Here is a 16,546-nt window from a genome sequence, read left to right as displayed (position 1 = left end):
GCTTGCTCAGTGAGGAATACAGGAGGCTTCTTTGACACGCAATTCTCGCCGCGTGGTGTTTTTCGATCTCGACGGCACGCTGCATCAGCAGGATCTGTTTGGCGCGTTCATCCACTATCTGCTGCGCCGTCTGCCGCTTAATGCGCTGCTGGTGCTGCCGCTGCTGCCGTTTATCGGCATCGCAATGCTGATCAAAGGCCGCGCGGCCCGCTGGCCGATGAGCGTTCTGCTGTGGGGCTGCACCTTCGGGCGGCGCGAAGCGACGCTCAACGCGCTGGAAGCGAGCTTTATTATCTGGTTTCGTGCCACGGTCACGCCGTTCCCGAGGGTACAGGCGCGTTTGGATAGCTATCTCCAGCATCAGGATGCTGACGTCTGGCTGATTACCGGGTCGCCACAAACGCTGGTGGAGCGGGTCTACGCTGACGCTCCCTGGCTGGCTCGGGTGAATCTTATCGGCAGTCAGATGCGGCGCGCTTGTGGTGGACGCGTGCTGTCGGTACGCTGCCTGGGGCATGAGAAGGTGGCGCAGTTAGAGCTGCGTCTGGGCGCACCGCTGCGCTTATACAGCGGATACAGCGACAGTAAACAGGATAACCCGCTACTCTTTTTCTGTGAGCATCGCTGGCGCGTAACCCCGCACGGCGAGCTGGAGCAGCTGGAATAGCGGCGCTGCGCTTTGATGGATATTGTGTATAATGCGCCGCGTTTTATCACCTGGAGTCCCGACGTTGTCTGACATTGAACAGAACCATGAATACTGGATGCGCCATGCGCTGGTGCTGGCTAAACGCGCCTGGGAAGAAGGCGAGGTGCCGGTTGGCGCGGTGCTGGTGCATAACAATCAGGTGATTGGTGAAGGCTGGAACCGCCCGATCGGCCGTCACGATCCTACCGCGCACGCGGAGATTATGGCGCTGCGGCAGGGGGGGCTGGTATTGCAGAACTACCGTTTGATTGACACGACGCTGTACGTCACGCTGGAGCCCTGCGTGATGTGTGCAGGCGCAATGGTCCACGGCCGAATCGGCAGTCTGGTGTTCGGTGCCCGCGACGCTAAAACCGGCGCGGCTGGGTCGCTGATTGACGTGCTGCATCACCCGGGAATGAATCACCGCGTTGAGATGACGGAAGGGGTGCTGGCCGATGAATGCTCGGCGATGCTAAGCGATTTCTTCCGCCACCGCCGCCAGCAGCAGAAGGCACTGAAGCAGGCGGCGAAAGCGGCAAATCTGCCGGCGGAATAACTTATTTATGCTTCGACATTAAGAATGACAGCGCGTCGCTGTGGTTCGGCGTCGGCATAAAGGAAAACAGGCCGTAGTGATTACGGTTTAGCTCATCCGGCGAGACCGCCGGATAGGCCTCGGCAATCGCCATCTGTTCTGTGGCCTTCTTCTCTTTTTCCTGCAAATAGCCTACCAGGCTTATCTGATATTTACGGATATTCTCGACGTAGGCGTAGGCCTCGTGGCCGCGCGCGTAGCCGTAGGTCAGCTTGCTGTACCAGGGTTTCTGGCTCAGCAACGGCAGGCGTTGTTTGACATCAGCCCAGCTATCCGGATTCCCCTTCTGTTTCGCCGTTAGCGCACGGGCATCGAGCATGTGGGCATAGCCCATGTTGTAGGCCGCCAGCGCAAACCAGATTTTTTCTTCCTGCGGCACGCTGTCCGGCACTTTGGTCATCATATCCTGTAAATAACGCATGCCGCCGCTGATACTCTGTTCCGCGTCGGTACGGTCGCTCAGGCCTAAACTTTGCGCGGTATTTTTCGTCAGCATCATCAACCCACGCACCCCGGTGGGGGAGGTGGCCTGCGGGTCCCAGTGCGACTCCTGGTAGGAAATGGCCGCCAGCAGCTTCCAGTCGATTTCGCTGGCATGCTTCTCAAACAGCGGCCGCAGGTCTGGCAGCACGTTATCCACCGCGCGCAGGAATGAGCGGGTATCCACATAGTCGAAATCATCACCGTGGCCGAGATACTTCTCTTCAAGGCGAGCCAGCGCCCCGTCTTCATTCATATTATTGAAGAAGTCGAGCATGGCCGCGGAGAGCGTGTTGTCGTTGTCTTTCAGACTAAACCAGGTGACGGGCTGTTCGTCAGTGACGTCGAGGGCAACCGCCAGCTCTGGATGGACGCGCTGGAACAGACCGATAGCGACAGAATCGGCGATGGTGTAGCTGAGCTTGCCATCGATGACCGCCTGCATCAAATCTACCGAGCCGCGCTTTTCGTCTACGTTCCAGCTGAGCTCAGGAAACGTCTTCTCTTTTAAGCTTTGCAGATCGTTGATGACGACCTGGCCCGGCGCGACGGTAAGCTGCCCGGCGGTGAGGGTACCCAGGCTGCGGGGACGCGGGCTGCCGACGCGATAAACCAACTGCTGCGACACGGAATAGTAGGTGGGGCCGGCCTGGTAGTTCTGCACGCGCTCGCTGTTGTAAACCAGCCCCGCGGCCAGCATATCGGCGTCGCCGTGGTCCAGATCGTCAAAGAGCTGGCTAATGTTCTGGCGAACGGTGATTTTCAGCTTAACGCCAAGGTAGTCGGCGAACTGCTGGGCCAGCTCATAATCGAGGCCGTAGTCTTTGCCGTTGACCGTGGTGTAGGTCAGCGGCGACAGTATGGTACTGACGTGCAGTTCCCCCCGCTCCTGAATGGCGGCGATGCGATTCTCTGGTTTGCCAAACCAGGGGATTGAGGGCCAAAGGGCCGCTGCCAACAACAGCGTTACAACGCCGATCAGCAGATAATTAATCTTTAGTTTTTTCAAATAGTTAATTCGCTTTGATACCAGTTTGTTTCCCTGATAACGATGCGGGTTGCTATAGAATGAGCGGCATTTTGCTTAAGATTGCGCCAGTTGGCAACTGATTCGCGAGTCGCGTCACACCGAATGTTAAAGATGGACGATGATTTTATTTCCACGCAAACGGTTTCGTCAGGCCGCAGGATTCTCTATAATAGCCGCCGTTCTCCCCCATTGCGCACACTGAAAGCTGAGAAGACGAGAGACTTATGATGGAAATTCTGCGTGGTTCGCCTGCACTGTCTGCATTTCGTATTAACAAACTGCTGACGCGGTTTCAGGCAGCCAACCTCCCGGTAAGCAATATATACGCCGAGTATGTCCATTTTGCCGACCTGGACGCGCCGCTGACCGAAGATGAGCGGGCCCGACTTGAGCGATTGTTGCAGTATGGCCCAAGCCTGAACAGCCATACCCCTACCGGTAAACTGCTGCTCGTCACTCCCCGCCCTGGCACTATCTCTCCCTGGTCTTCCAAAGCTACCGACATCGCACATAACTGCGGCCTGAATCAGGTGCTGCGGCTGGAACGCGGCGTCGCCTACTATGTTGATGCCGCGAGTCTGACCGCTGAGCAACTCGGCGCGGTGGCGGCAGAACTGCACGATCGCATGATGGAGAGCGTATTTGACTCGCTGCAGGATGCCGAAAAACTGTTTGCTCATCACCAGCCTGCACCGGTTGCCAGCGTGGATCTGCTGGGGCAGGGCCGTCAGGCGCTGATTGATGCCAACATTCGTCTTGGCCTGGCGCTGGCGGACGACGAAATTGACTACCTGCAGGATGCGTTCACCAAGCTGGGTCGCAACCCGAACGACATCGAGCTGTACATGTTCGCCCAGGCGAACTCCGAGCACTGTCGTCACAAGATTTTTAACGCCGATTGGATTATCGACGGTAAACAGCAGCCGAAGTCGCTGTTTAAGATGATCAAAAACACCTTTGAAACCACGCCGGATCACGTGCTGTCTGCCTATAAAGACAACGCCGCGGTGATGGAAGGCTCTGAAGTCGGCCGCTACTTTGCCGACCACAAAACCGGACGCTACGATTTCCATCAGGAGCCCGCGCACATCCTGATGAAGGTAGAAACCCATAACCACCCGACGGCTATCTCTCCATGGCCGGGCGCGGCAACCGGCTCCGGCGGGGAAATTCGCGATGAAGGCGCTACCGGCCGCGGCGCGAAGCCAAAAGCGGGGCTGGTGGGGTTCTCCGTTTCTAACCTGCGTATCCCTGGCTTTGAACAGCCGTGGGAGGAAGATTTCGGCAAACCGGACCGTATCGTGACCGCGCTGGATATCATGACCGACGGCCCGCTGGGCGGCGCAGCGTTCAACAACGAATTCGGTCGTCCGGCGCTGACCGGTTACTTCCGTACCTACGAAGAAAAAGTGAACAGCCACAACGGCGAAGAGCTGCGTGGTTATCACAAGCCGATCATGCTGGCGGGCGGGATCGGCAACATCCGCGCCGATCACGTCCAGAAAGGCGAGATCGTGGTAGGTGCGAAGCTGATCGTGCTCGGTGGCCCGGCGATGAATATCGGCCTTGGCGGCGGTGCGGCCTCTTCAATGGCTTCCGGCCAGTCTGACGCCGACCTCGATTTCGCGTCCGTACAGCGCGACAACCCGGAAATGGAACGCCGCTGTCAGGAAGTGATCGACCGCTGCTGGCAGCTGGGCGATGCCAACCCGATTCTGTTTATTCACGACGTGGGCGCAGGCGGTCTGTCTAACGCCATGCCGGAACTGGTGAGCGACGGTGGACGCGGCGGGAAATTCCAGCTGCGCGACATCCTGAGCGATGAGCCGGGCATGAGCCCGCTGGAAATCTGGTGTAATGAATCCCAGGAACGCTACGTGCTGGCGGTAGCCGCTGACCAGCTTCCGCTGTTCGATGAGCTGTGTAAGCGTGAACGCGCGCCGTACGCGGTCATCGGTGAAGCCACCGAAGAGAAGCACCTGACGCTCAGCGACAGCCACTTCGACAATCAGCCAATCGACATGCCGCTCGACGTTCTGCTCGGCAAAACGCCGAAGATGACTCGCGATGTGCAGACGCTGAAAGCGAAAGGCGAAGCGCTTGCCCGTGAACACATTACGATTGCCGATGCGGTGAACCGCGTGCTGCACCTGCCAACCGTGGCAGAGAAAACCTTCCTTGTGACCATTGGCGACCGTACCGTCACCGGCATGGTCGCGCGCGACCAGATGGTCGGCCCGTGGCAGATCCCGGTAGCCAACTGCGCGGTGACCACCGCCAGCCTCGACAGCTACTACGGCGAAGCGATGTCTATCGGTGAGCGTGCGCCCGTTGCGCTGCTGGACTTCGCGGCTTCCGCCCGTCTGGCGGTAGGCGAAGCGCTGACTAACATCGCCGCGACCCAGATTGGCAACATCAAACACATTAAACTCTCGGCAAACTGGATGTCGGCGGCAGGTCACCCTGGCGAAGACGCGGGGCTGTACGAAGCGGTGAAAGCGATCGGCGAAGAGATGTGTCCGCAGTTGGGTCTGACTATTCCGGTGGGCAAAGACTCCATGTCGATGAAAACCCGCTGGCAGGAAGGCAACGAGCAGCGCGAAATGACCTCGCCGCTGTCGCTGGTCATTTCCGCCTTTGCCCGCGTGGAAGACGTGCGTCACACCATCACGCCGCAGCTGGTCACCGAAGATAACGCCCTGCTGCTGATTGACCTTGGTAAGGGCCATAACGCGCTGGGTGCGACCGCGCTGGCGCAGGTCTACCGTCAACTGGGCGATAAACCGGCCGACGTGCGCGACGTTGCGCAGCTGAAAGGCTTCTACGAGGCGATTCAGGCGCTGGTTGCGCAGCGTAAGCTGCTGGCCTATCACGACCGTTCCGACGGCGGCCTGCTGGTGACGCTGGCGGAGATGGCCTTTGCCGGTCATTGCGGCGTGGAAGCTGACGTGGCAACGCTTGGCGACGATCGTCTGGCGGCGCTGTTCAACGAAGAGCTGGGCGCGGTGATTCAGGTTCGTGCCGCTGACCGTGAAGCGGTAGAAGCGATTCTGGCGGCCAACGGCCTGGCAGACTGTGTACACTTCCTCGGTAAAGCCGTTGAAGGTGACCGCTTCACCCTGACTGCCAACGGTCAGCCAGTATTCAGCGAAAGCCGCACTACGCTGCGTATGTGGTGGGCTGAAACCACCTGGCAGATGCAGCGTCTGCGCGATAACCCAGAGTGTGCCGATCAGGAACACGACGCGAAAGCGAACGATAACGACCCGGGCCTCAACGTGAAGCTCACCTTTGATATCGCAACTGACGTGGCGGCGCCTTACATTGCGACCGGTGCGCGCCCGAAAGTGGCCGTGCTGCGTGAACAGGGCGTCAACTCGCACGTGGAGATGGCGGCCGCCTTCCACCGTGCGGGCTTTGATGCCATTGACGTCCATATGAGCGACCTGCTGGCCGGCCGTACCGGTCTGGCTGACTTCCAGGCGCTGGTGGCCTGCGGCGGTTTCTCCTACGGTGACGTGCTCGGTGCGGGCGAGGGCTGGGCGAAATCCATTCTGTTCAACAACCGCGTGCGCGATGAGTTCGCCACTTTCTTCCATCGCCCTCAGACGCTGGCGTTGGGCGTGTGTAACGGCTGTCAGATGATGTCTAACCTGCGTGAACTGATCCCGGGCAGCGACCTGTGGCCGCGCTTTGTACGTAACCATTCTGACCGTTTTGAAGCGCGCTTCAGCCTGGTCGAAGTGGCCAGCAGCCCGTCGCTGCTGCTCGCCGGGATGGAAGGCTCACGGATGCCGATCGCCGTTTCTCACGGTGAAGGCCACGTGGAGGTTCGCGATGGTGCACACCTTGCTCAGCTTGAGAGTAAAGGTCTGGTCGCGCTGCGCTTCGTCGACAACTTCGGCAAGGTGACCGAAGCCTACCCGGCGAACCCGAACGGTTCCCCGAACGGTATTACGTCGGTCACCAACGAGAGCGGCCGCGTGACCATAATGATGCCGCACCCGGAGCGCGTGTTCCGCACCGTGGCTAACTCCTGGCACCCGGAAAACTGGGGCGAGGACAGCCCGTGGATGCGTATTTTCCGCAATGCGCGTAAGCAGCTCGGCTAAGACTCACGTTTAACGAATCAAGCCCCTCCTTGTGAGGGGCTTTTTTATCTGCAGGCCGGATAAAGACATTTACGCCGCCATCCGGCAATGTGCGTCGTTCCGCCCGATCAAGAGTGTCGGCAAACCCCGACATTGGTGATGTTATGGTGTCGCCAAAAGGAGACATTTAATTCAATGATTTATATGTACTTTTTTGTGGTTGATTTTAAGTGTTGTTAATTGGCGACAGTATTACCAAAACCCGCCCAGTGAACTTTCCAGGGTGATTGGTGTATTTTTCATATTTATCAGTATGTTAATATATTGTTTTGAAATGTGGCACGCATCGTGCATAATAATAACCAGTGGCTCATTCACCTTCTTATGTCAGCCCCTTCGGGACGTGCTACATAAACTTAGAATGACGCACAACAAGGTGCCTGCCGTCCAGCAAATGATAATAGCGCTGCTTTATCAACCATCGGGCGAAACGTTGAGTTAGGCACCGCCTTATTCCATAACAAAGCCGGGCTTATGCCCGGCTTTGTTATTTCTGGCCTTTCCCTCGTCGATATCCTCAGTTAGCATTCCAGTAAGTTGATTCACTGAGATACCTCTTTTGAAACGCCCCTCACTTTCTCCACGCTCGCTTCGCCAACTGGTGACGCTCGCTTTCCTGCTGATTCTGCTGCCGCTGCTGGTGCTGGCATGGCAGGCCTGGCAAAGCCTGAATATGCTCAGCGCGCAGGCCGAACAAACCAACCGCACGACGCTGATTGATGCCCGCCGCAGCGAAGCGATGGCCAACGTGGCGCTGGATATGGAGCGCAGCTATCGCCAGTACTGCGTGCTCGACGATCCGACGCTGGCGAAGGTGTATCAGAATCAGCGTAAACGCTATAGCGACATGCTGGAGGCGCACGCGGGCGTGCTGCCCGACGACACGCTCTACCAGCGGCTACGGCAAAATCTTCACGATCTGACAACCCTACAATGCACCAACAGCGGCCCGGAAAAGCCGGCGGTGGCGAAACTTGAAGCGTTCTCCAGCGCCAACGGTGAGCTGGTGCAGGCCACCCGCACCGTGGTTTTCTCCCGTGGGCAGCAGCTACAGCAGGCGATCGCTGAACGCGGCCAGTTCTTCGGCTGGCAGGCGCTGGTGCTGTTTCTGGTGAGCCTGGCGATGGTGCTGCTGTTCACCCGAATGATTATCGGCCCGGTGAAGGGCATTGAGAGTATGATCAACCGTCTGGGCGAGGGACAGTCGCTGGACGGCGAGGTGATGTTCCGTGGGCCACGTGAGCTGCGTTCTGTTGGCCAGCGTATTATCTGGCTTAGCGAGCGCCTGTCGTGGCTGGAGTCACAGCGCCATCAGTTTCTGCGTCATCTTTCCCACGAACTGAAAACACCGCTGGCCAGCATGCGTGAAGGCACCGAGCTACTGGCGGACCAGGTGGTAGGGCCGCTCAGCGCCGAACAAAAAGAGGTGGTCGCTATCCTGGATAGCAGCAGCCGCAACCTGCAAACGCTGATTGAACAGCTGCTGGACTACAACCGCAAGCTGAGTGAGACGGCCGTTCGCATGGAGTATGTCGCGCTGGCGCCGCTGGTGGAGATGGTGGTTTCCGCGCACAGCCTGCCGGCACGCGCTAAAATGATGCACACGCAGGTCGATTTACAGGCGGCAGGCTGCCTGGCAGAGCCCACGCTATTAATGAATGCGCTGGATAATCTGTACTCGAATGCGGTGCACTATGGCACTGAATCCGGTAACATTTATCTCCGTAGCCGCCGGGAAGGTTCGCGTGTCTCTATTGATGTCATCAATACGGGCACGCCAATCCCGGACGCAGAAAAATTAATGATTTTTGAGCCCTTCTTCCAGGGCAGCCATCAGCGCAAAGGTGCGGTGAAAGGAAGCGGCCTGGGATTAAGCCTGGCGCGCGACTCGGTGCGGAAAATGCACGGCGAGCTGCATCTTCTCGACTCCCGTGAGGGTAACGTCTGTTTTCGCATTGAGCTTCCGGCACCAGGGCTCGAAAAAACAACCACATAAATCGATATCGAGTGACTATGCCCCAACTATTAGCACGTACCGGTCGACGGCTCCGCCGGTGGCGTAGCGGCCTGATTGGCGTTGCCTGCCTGATGCTGTCGGGCTGCAACGCCACGCTGCTGCCGCATCATAACGGCGGCAGCGGCGAGGGCAGCGAGCCGCGCCAGCAGGTGGCGGATTACCAGTCGACCGACTGCGATGATATCTGGTCGCTAAACGGCGACACCGCTGAAAATAACCCGCTTTACTGGCTGCGCGGCATGGATTGCGCCGATCGTCTGTCGGCGACGCGCGCGCGCGCCGAGGCCAGCGCGCAGGCTGCCGATCGCTGGCAGGGAGCGCTCAAGCGCGGCATCCTGTTGGCGAACGCGAAAATCACCCCGGCAGAACGCCGCCAGCTGGTGGGCGACATCGATGCGTTAAGCTCGCAAATTCCTTCGCGTATTCGTCCGCTTTACCAGGTATGGCGAGATGGGCAGGCGCTACAGCTGTCGCTCTCTGAAGAGCGTTTGCGCTACAGCAAACTGCAGGAAACCAGCGACGGCCAGCTCGATGCGCTGCGTCAGCAGCAGCAGCAGCTTCAGGCCGAACTGGAGCTCACTACCCGTAAACTGCAAAATCTGACGGATATTGAGCGTCAGCTCTCCAGCCGCAAGCCGGGGGCGGATATCTCGCACCCAGCGGCATCTGATGAGGATAAAAATGAGTAACCGTAAACCCGCGCACCTGCTGTTGGTCGACGACGATCCCGGCCTGTTGAAGCTGCTGGGCATGCGTCTGACCAGCGAAGGTTATCGGGTGGATACCGCAGAAAGCGGCCAGCAGGGGCTGCGCGTGCAGGCAAAAGAGCGCATCGACCTGGTGATCAGCGATCTGCGCATGGACGAAATGGACGGCATGCAGCTGTTCAGCGAAATTCAGAAAGTGCAGCCGGGGATGCCGGTGATCATCCTTACCGCCCACGGTTCGATTCCGGACGCGGTCTCTGCCACCCAGCAGGGGGTGTTCAGCTTCTTAACCAAGCCGGTAGATAAAGACGCGCTCTATAAGGCCATCGACGAAGCGCTGGAGCGCACGTCGCCGGCGAACGATGAGCAATGGCGAGAAGCGATTGTGACCCGCAGCCCGCTGATGCTGCGTCTGCTCGAGCAGGCACAGATGGTGGCGCAGTCGGACGTGAGCGTGCTGATTAACGGCCAGAGCGGTACCGGGAAAGAGATTCTGGCGCAGGCGATTCACAACGCCAGCCCGCGCCGAGCCAAGCCGTTCGTGGCAATTAACTGCGGCGCGCTACCGGAGCAACTGCTGGAGTCTGAACTGTTCGGCCATGCGCGCGGGGCGTTTACCGGCGCGGTCAGCAACCGCGAAGGGCTGTTCCAGGCGGCCGAAGGCGGCACGCTGTTTCTGGATGAAATTGGCGACATGCCCGCACCGCTGCAGGTGAAGCTGCTGCGCGTGCTGCAGGAGCGCAAAGTCCGCCCGTTAGGCAGCAACCGCGATCTGGACATTAACGTGCGGATTATCTCCGCGACCCACCGGGATCTGCCGAAGGCGATGGCGCGCGGCGAGTTTCGCGAAGATCTGTTCTACCGCCTGAACGTGGTCAATCTCAAGCTCCCGACGCTTGCCGAGCGTACCGAGGACATTCCGCTGCTGGCCAACTACCTGCTGCGCCAGGCGGCCGATCGGCATAAGCCGTTTGTCCGCGCCTTTTCCACCGATGCCATGAAGCGGTTGATGGCGGCCAATTGGCCGGGCAACGTGCGCCAGCTGGTCAATGTGATTGAGCAGTGCGTGGCGCTCACCTCTTCGCCGGTCATCAGCGATGCGCTGGTGGAGCAGGCGCTGGAAGGTGAAAACACGGCGTTGCCGACCTTCGTTGAGGCGCGCAATCAGTTTGAACTCAACTACCTGCGTAAGCTGCTGCAAATCACCAAGGGCAACGTCACTCACGCCGCGAGAATGGCGGGCCGCAACCGTACCGAATTTTACAAGCTGCTGTCGCGTCATGAACTGGATGCCAACGACTTTAAAGAGTAGCACCGTACATACGAGTGATTTATGATACGGTGAGCAACCGGTTACGCGATAAAAACGACAGGAACACCATGAAAAAGATTGATGCGATTATTAAACCCTTCAAACTGGATGACGTACGTGAAGCGCTGGCGGAAGTTGGCATCACCGGTATGACGGTAACGGAAGTGAAAGGCTTTGGTCGCCAGAAGGGCCACACCGAACTGTACCGCGGCGCGGAGTACATGGTGGACTTTCTGCCGAAGGTGAAAATTGAAATCGTGGTGACTGACGATATTGTTGATACCTGCGTCGATACCATTATTCGTACCGCGCAAACCGGCAAAATCGGCGACGGTAAAATCTTCGTCTTTGACGTAGCGCGCGTTATTCGTATCCGTACCGGTGAAGAGGATGACGCGGCAATCTAATCCGCAAAGCTCATCCTGGGATGTAGGCCGGATAAGCGCAGTGTATGACCGGATACATAGGTGACAGATCAGACCGGGAACATAGGTAACACTTTTCTAGTCTATCCGGAGCACACTCTGTGATTTTCGGTCGTAGTACGCAAGCGTTATTCTATTAAAGATGATGGCCTCAAGGCCATCATCTCTTTCTTCCAGCATGATGTATTCCCCTGTCAGCGCTTCACTCAGGAACACTTTGCCCTTTTTACCCATGTAGAGCGTTCCCTTCGACATCACTTTATGTAGCCGGGCATCCGCCGGATAATCATATTCCGGAACCCGGCCGTCCCAGCACCGTTCTGAGGGCTGCCATAGCATGCCCGGGGTTGCGCCATTCAGCGCTTCATGCGGTCTTTCATGATTGAACTCCTCCCTGTAGTCACTGAACCATTGCTGCTGCTCTTCCATCGTCATGAACGTGTTGCCATGTTTCAGCGCACTTTTCAGTGAACGGTGCATTCGCTCATGTCGGCCATTTTCCTCCGGATGTCCTAGCCGTATACGCTCTGGCCGGATACCCAGCTTTATCAGCCAGACCGCAAGACGGCTCAACCCGGCGACACCTGTTCCGGCAAAGGGCTGACCATTGTCAGTCCTGAGCACTTCCGGCAGACCGTACTCCAGGAATGCCTTCGTCAGGCACTGCCTGACGAAGGGCTCGCTCTCCCGGTCCGTCGCCTGGCAGCTCAGAAGATACCGGCTGTGGTTATCGGTCAGTGTGAAAGGATGGCAGTACTCTCTGCTCAGCAGCCTGAACTTACCTTTGAAATCAGCGCTCCAGACCTGATTGTTCTCACTGATGGTGGTCAGTGGCTGGCGGTTACCGGGTGTTCTGCGTTTTCTCTTTTTATCCGGGACCAGGCCTTCACGCTTGAGGATATCGCCGATGGTGCTGGCAGCCGGCACGGTAAAGTCAGCATGATGATTGAGGAGCCACATCCGGAGCTTTTTGGGTCCCCAGTCAGGATGTTTTTGCCGTAATGCGGTCAGATGACCAACAATGACGTCCGGAACCGTTCGCGAATGGGAATGTGGCGCTCGCGAGCGGTCCTGGAGGGATGACAAGTCAGAAGGATCAAAGCGTTCAAGCCATTTGTAGCCGGTTTTCCGGCTGATGCCAGAAAGGCGGCAAAGGGCTGAAAAGGAGTCCGTACCTGCATGGCAGGCACGGATAAAATCAAGGCGTTGCATAGGTCGGGTCTCAGTCCAGGGCATAGCGAGTCTCCTCTTCTATGCCAGTTATAACTGTTACCCATGTATCCGGTCTAAAGTGTTACCCATGTTTCCGGTTCATACCGCAGCGCCATCCGGCGTAACCTGCGCAGCTTGCCGGATGGCGGCATCAATGCCTTATCCGGCCTACTGTCTTAATCACTCGTCGGTCTGTGCTAAAGGTATGCTGGACGAACGCATCAGACGTTTCAACGCAACCGCCACCACGATTAGCGCCACGCAGCCCAGCGTCCATTCCCCCATTTGCGAGAAAAAATGCCCGTAGGCGTCGATAGCCGTTTCGCTAATCTGCGACTCGGTCGTTTTCTGCGCCACTACGCCTGCCAGCCAGTTGGCTACCGAGCCGGTAGCTAACATGTAGATGCCGGTCAACACGCCGGTGACGCCGGGCAGATTGAGGCGGGTAATTTGCGCCATCGCCACCGGGTCGATAAACAGTTCAGCAAAGCCCATCATCGCCAGACCGGCAATCATCATCCCCATCGACGCCTGGCCGTGTAGCTGTGCGCCACGCGCGTTCAGGGCTAGCAGCATAAAGCCTGCGGCCATCAATGCCAGACCAAAGGCAAACTTCAACCATACCCGCAGCGTCGAACTGATGCCGCCTTCCGGACGAGCCAGCCAGGCCAATGCCACACCGGCGGACATCACCGCAATGGCGTTAACCGACTGGAAGAGGGCGGTAGGCACCTCAATATTCAACCAGCGGCGGTTGACGAAGCGATCGATAAACAGGCTGATAGAGCTGCCACCCTGCTGGGCCAGCACCCAGAACAGCGTACCGGTTAGCATCAGCAAAACGATTTGCCACAGCGCGCGGCGCTGCTGCGGGAAGCGCAGCATGATGCGGGCGACAATTACCGCCGCGGCGGCGCAGACGATGCCCAGTAAATAACCCGCCGCGTCATTCTCCAGCAGCAGCGTGAAGCACACAGGCGCAAGGCACAGCATTAACAGCAGCCAGCCCCAGGCTGGCAGGGCAAACTTTACCTCACGCAGCGCCGGGCGGTTTACTCCTTGGGTATGACGGAAGTGGCGGTGACCGCTTAAAAAGACCAGCAGGCCAACAAACATGCCCACGCCCGCCAGTGCAAAACCGACGTGCCAGCCGTACCACTGCGCCGCCAGACCGCAGGCGATGGGCGCGGCGATGGAGCCGATATTACCCGCCGCGTACAGCAGCGAGAAACCACCGTCGCGACGCTGGTCGTCGGGCGCATACAGCTCGCCGAGCAGACAGCTGATATTGGACTTAAACAGGCCGTAGCCGCAGATAATAATCGCCAGCGCCAGATACAGACTCCAGATTGCGTCAGACTCGATGCCGAGCACCACGTGGCCGAGCGTCATCAGTATCGCACCGGCAATCACTGCCGTTCGGTTACCGAGCAGGCGGTCGGCGAGCCAGCCACCCAGAATAGGGGTTACATAGACCAAAGAGGCGTAAGCGCTGAAAAGATTGATGGCGTGGCTGTCGTTAAAGCCGAGCTGGTGGGTGAGATAAAGGATGAGGAGGGCACGCATGCCGTAAAAGCTGAAGTATTCCCAGATTTGAATCGCCACGATGTAGTAGATCGCGCGCGGTTGTGAGGGTGTTTTCATGTGAACTCCTTGCGGCGTGAAAAAAGGGAAGCGGCAAGCCGCTTCCCTTACTGCTTTTATTATTTCGTGTTGTTTTCTTTCAGCACTTTTACGGTATAGCGACCGTCAGCCTGGCGATAGGCGCCGTGGATGTCGGTTTCGAAGCCCGGATAATGTGCGCCGATTTCACACAGCATCTGCAGGAACTCGAGCACCGGACGGCTCTGCTCGGTGATTTTCTCACCCGGCATCACCAGCGGTACGCCCGGAGGATACGGCAGGATCATGTTGGCGTTAACGCGGCCCACCATCTCTTCCAGATAGATCTCTTCGGTTTCACCGTGCAGCTCTTTCTGGAAGGCGGCGTATGGGGTCATTTCCATTTCCGGCAGCACTTCAAACGCGCGGAACATCAGGTCCGGCAGGTTGTGATGCTCAACCAGTTTATGAATGTTCTGCGCCAGCTCCTGGATACGCATGTTTTCATAAAACTCCGGCGCTTCGCGGTACAGCGCTGGCAGGATGTTTTTCACGCGCAGGTTCAGGTCGAACGCGCGTTTAAACTCGGTCAGCGCACGCAGCAGACTCAGCGCTTTGGTTTTATCGATACCGATGCTGAACAGGAACAGAAGGTTGTACGGACCGGTTTTCTCAACGATGATGCCGCGTTCGTCGAGGTATTTCGCGACCAGGCTTGCCGGGATACCGAACTCGTCCATGGTGCCGTCTTTCTTCATCCCCGGTGTCAAAATGGTGACTTTTATCGGGTCGAGGTACATGTGCTCGTTATCGATATTTTTGAAGCCGTGCCATGCGCTGTCAGAGCGCAGCGGCCAGCATTCAGGGCCATCGATATGTTCTGGCTGCCAGACATCGAAGAACCAGCCTTCAGACTCGCCTTTCAGACGCTTAATCTCTTTACGGAACTTAATCGCACGTTCGATAGAACCGTTAATCAGGCGTTTACCGGCGTTGCCTTTCATCATCGCCGCGGCGGTTTCGGTGGAGGCCACGATACCGTAGTGCGGAGAGGTGGTGGTGTGCATCATGTAGGCTTCGTTGAAGGTTTCTTCGTTCACGTCACCTTTCACATGAATCATGGAAGCCTGGGAGAACGCCGCCAGCAGCTTGTGCGTAGACTGCGTTTCGTAGATCACTTTACCTTCCACACGGCCGCCGCTCATCCCGCATTTCCCTTCATAAATCGGCGAGAAGTTGGTGTAAGGCACCCAGGCGGAGTCGAAGTGGATGGACTTCACGTCCAGCGTTTTCTTGATGAAATCGGTGTTGTAGAGCAGACCGTCGTAAGTGGAGTTGGTGATAACGGCATGCACCGGCCAGCTGGCATTCGGCGTGGCTTTTACGCGTTTTTCAATCGTGGCGCGCTGGAACTCGCTCTGCGGAATACCGCCCAGAATGCCGTAGGCGTTACGGGTTGGACGGAAGTAGATCGGCGTAATATCGCTCATCATCATCAGATGGGTCAGCGATTTATGGCAGTTACGGTCAATCAGTACGGTGCTGCCCGCCGGCGCGGAGTACATACCAACGATTTTGTTGGCCGTGGAGGTGCCGTTGGTGACCATATAGCTGCGTTCGGCATTAAAGACGCGGGCAATATACTCTTCCGCTTCTTTGTGTGGGCCGGAGTGGTCCAGCAGTGAACCCAGCTCGGAAACGGAAATGGAGATATCGGACTTCATGGTGTTCGGGCCAAAGAAGTCGTAGAAAATGCTGCCGACCGGGCTTTTCTGGAAAGCGGTACCGCCCATATGACCTGGCGTACAGAAGGTGTATTTGCCTTCGCGAACGTATTTGAACAGCGCTTTGGTCAGCGGCGGCATGATGGTATCGATGTACTCATCGGTGTTCTGGCGGATTTTCGCGGCGATATCGTCGGCGGCGCCCAGCGCATACTCGAAGAAGCGAACCTGCATGCGCAGATCGTTCAGACTCACGTCGAGAGTGGAGTAGCTATTAGCAAAAGCGTATACCGGCATGTACTCGTTCATCGCGCTGATTTCTTCGCACAGTTCGAGATTGTATTTATCCCAGTCGAAGATCACGCCGCACAGGCGGGCGTTATTTTCAATCAGCTTCAGCAGGTCTTCACGGTCATTCGGGTAGACAATCTGGAAGTTCAGGCCTTCCAGGGCGCGATGAAGTTCACGAATAGGCTCTTCTTTAAAATAGACGCCCATGTGGTTCATGATAGCAATAACATTCATAGTCATAGTCATGTTTCCAGGTAAAGGAGGCCCTTCCCACCGCGTTAGCGGCAGGGGAGGAAGGGCCTGTAGAAA

11 protein-coding genes are annotated in these 16,546 nt (G+C 57.6%); 7 read left to right on the top strand and 4 right to left on the bottom strand.

Going from position 1 to position 16,546, the window contains the following annotated elements:
* Nucleotides 1–31 precede the first annotated feature (31 nt).
* Nucleotides 32–667, top strand: coding sequence for a phosphatidylglycerophosphatase C (yfhb, locus tag H7R58_RS17005; RefSeq protein ID WP_182930174.1), 636 nt, complete (start codon nt 32–34; stop codon nt 665–667).
* A gap of 31 nt (nt 668–698) precedes the next feature.
* Nucleotides 699–1,247 carry a tRNA adenosine(34) deaminase TadA gene (tadA, locus tag H7R58_RS17000; protein WP_106924060.1) on the top strand — a complete coding sequence of 183 codons (549 nt, stop codon included), beginning with the start codon at nt 699–701 and terminating at the stop codon, nt 1,245–1,247.
* A gap of 1 nt (nt 1,248) precedes the next feature.
* Here tadA and mltF read toward each other — a convergent pair whose 3' ends face one another.
* Nucleotides 1,249–2,775, bottom strand: a complete 1,527-nt coding sequence (gene mltF, locus H7R58_RS16995; RefSeq protein WP_182930175.1) for a membrane-bound lytic murein transglycosylase MltF — start codon at nt 2,773–2,775, stop codon at nt 1,249–1,251.
* A 245-nt stretch (nt 2,776–3,020) separates the two neighbouring features.
* On the opposite strand from mltF, the gene purL reads away from it, so the two are divergent.
* The 5 genes from purL to glnB all read left to right on the top strand — a co-directional run bounded on the left by purL (nt 3,021) and on the right by glnB (nt 11,390).
* Nucleotides 3,021–6,908, top strand: coding sequence for a phosphoribosylformylglycinamidine synthase (purL, locus tag H7R58_RS16990; protein ID WP_106924063.1), 3,888 nt, complete (start codon nt 3,021–3,023; stop codon nt 6,906–6,908).
* A 598-nt stretch (nt 6,909–7,506) separates the two neighbouring features.
* Entirely contained in the window at nt 7,507–8,943 is a 1,437-nt protein-coding gene (gene qseE / locus H7R58_RS16985) for a two component system sensor histidine kinase QseE/GlrK (RefSeq protein ID WP_182930176.1), read from the top strand.
* 17 nt (nt 8,944–8,960) lie between these two features.
* On the top strand, nt 8,961–9,653 hold the full coding sequence (qseG, locus tag H7R58_RS16980; protein WP_182930177.1) for a two-component system QseEF-associated lipoprotein QseG: 693 nt from the start codon (nt 8,961–8,963) through the stop codon (nt 9,651–9,653).
* Nucleotides 9,646–10,983 (top strand): two-component system response regulator GlrR, encoded by a 1,338-nt coding sequence (gene glrR / locus H7R58_RS16975; RefSeq protein ID WP_182934437.1) that lies wholly within the window; start codon nt 9,646–9,648, stop codon nt 10,981–10,983. Before qseG ends, glrR begins: the two co-directional genes overlap by 8 nt.
* 68 nt (nt 10,984–11,051) lie before the next feature.
* Nucleotides 11,052–11,390 (top strand): nitrogen regulatory protein P-II, encoded by a 339-nt coding sequence (glnB, locus tag H7R58_RS16970; protein WP_002914032.1) that lies wholly within the window; start codon nt 11,052–11,054, stop codon nt 11,388–11,390.
* Between the two features lie 96 nt (nt 11,391–11,486).
* On the opposite strand, the gene H7R58_RS16965 is transcribed toward glnB, so the two are convergent.
* The 3 genes from H7R58_RS16965 to cadA form a co-directional block, all read right to left on the bottom strand.
* Nucleotides 11,487–12,620 (bottom strand): DDE-type integrase/transposase/recombinase, encoded by a 1,134-nt coding sequence (locus H7R58_RS16965; RefSeq protein WP_227674177.1) that lies wholly within the window; start codon nt 12,618–12,620, stop codon nt 11,487–11,489.
* Between the two features lie 180 nt (nt 12,621–12,800).
* Complete coding sequence (dtpD, locus tag H7R58_RS16960) at nt 12,801–14,264, bottom strand: dipeptide permease DtpD (RefSeq protein WP_182930180.1); 1,464 nt, start codon at nt 14,262–14,264, stop codon at nt 12,801–12,803.
* A gap of 59 nt (nt 14,265–14,323) precedes the next feature.
* Nucleotides 14,324–16,471, bottom strand: coding sequence for a lysine decarboxylase CadA (gene cadA / locus H7R58_RS16955; protein ID WP_106924434.1), 2,148 nt, complete (start codon nt 16,469–16,471; stop codon nt 14,324–14,326).
* Nucleotides 16,472–16,546 lie beyond the last annotated feature (75 nt).

The organism is Klebsiella sp. WP4-W18-ESBL-05 (assembly GCF_014169075.1).
GTDB lineage: Bacteria > Pseudomonadota > Gammaproteobacteria > Enterobacterales > Enterobacteriaceae > Kluyvera > Kluyvera ascorbata_B.
Note: the sequence above shows the minus strand (reverse complement) of the source record. Positions and strands in the feature narration are given on the sequence as shown.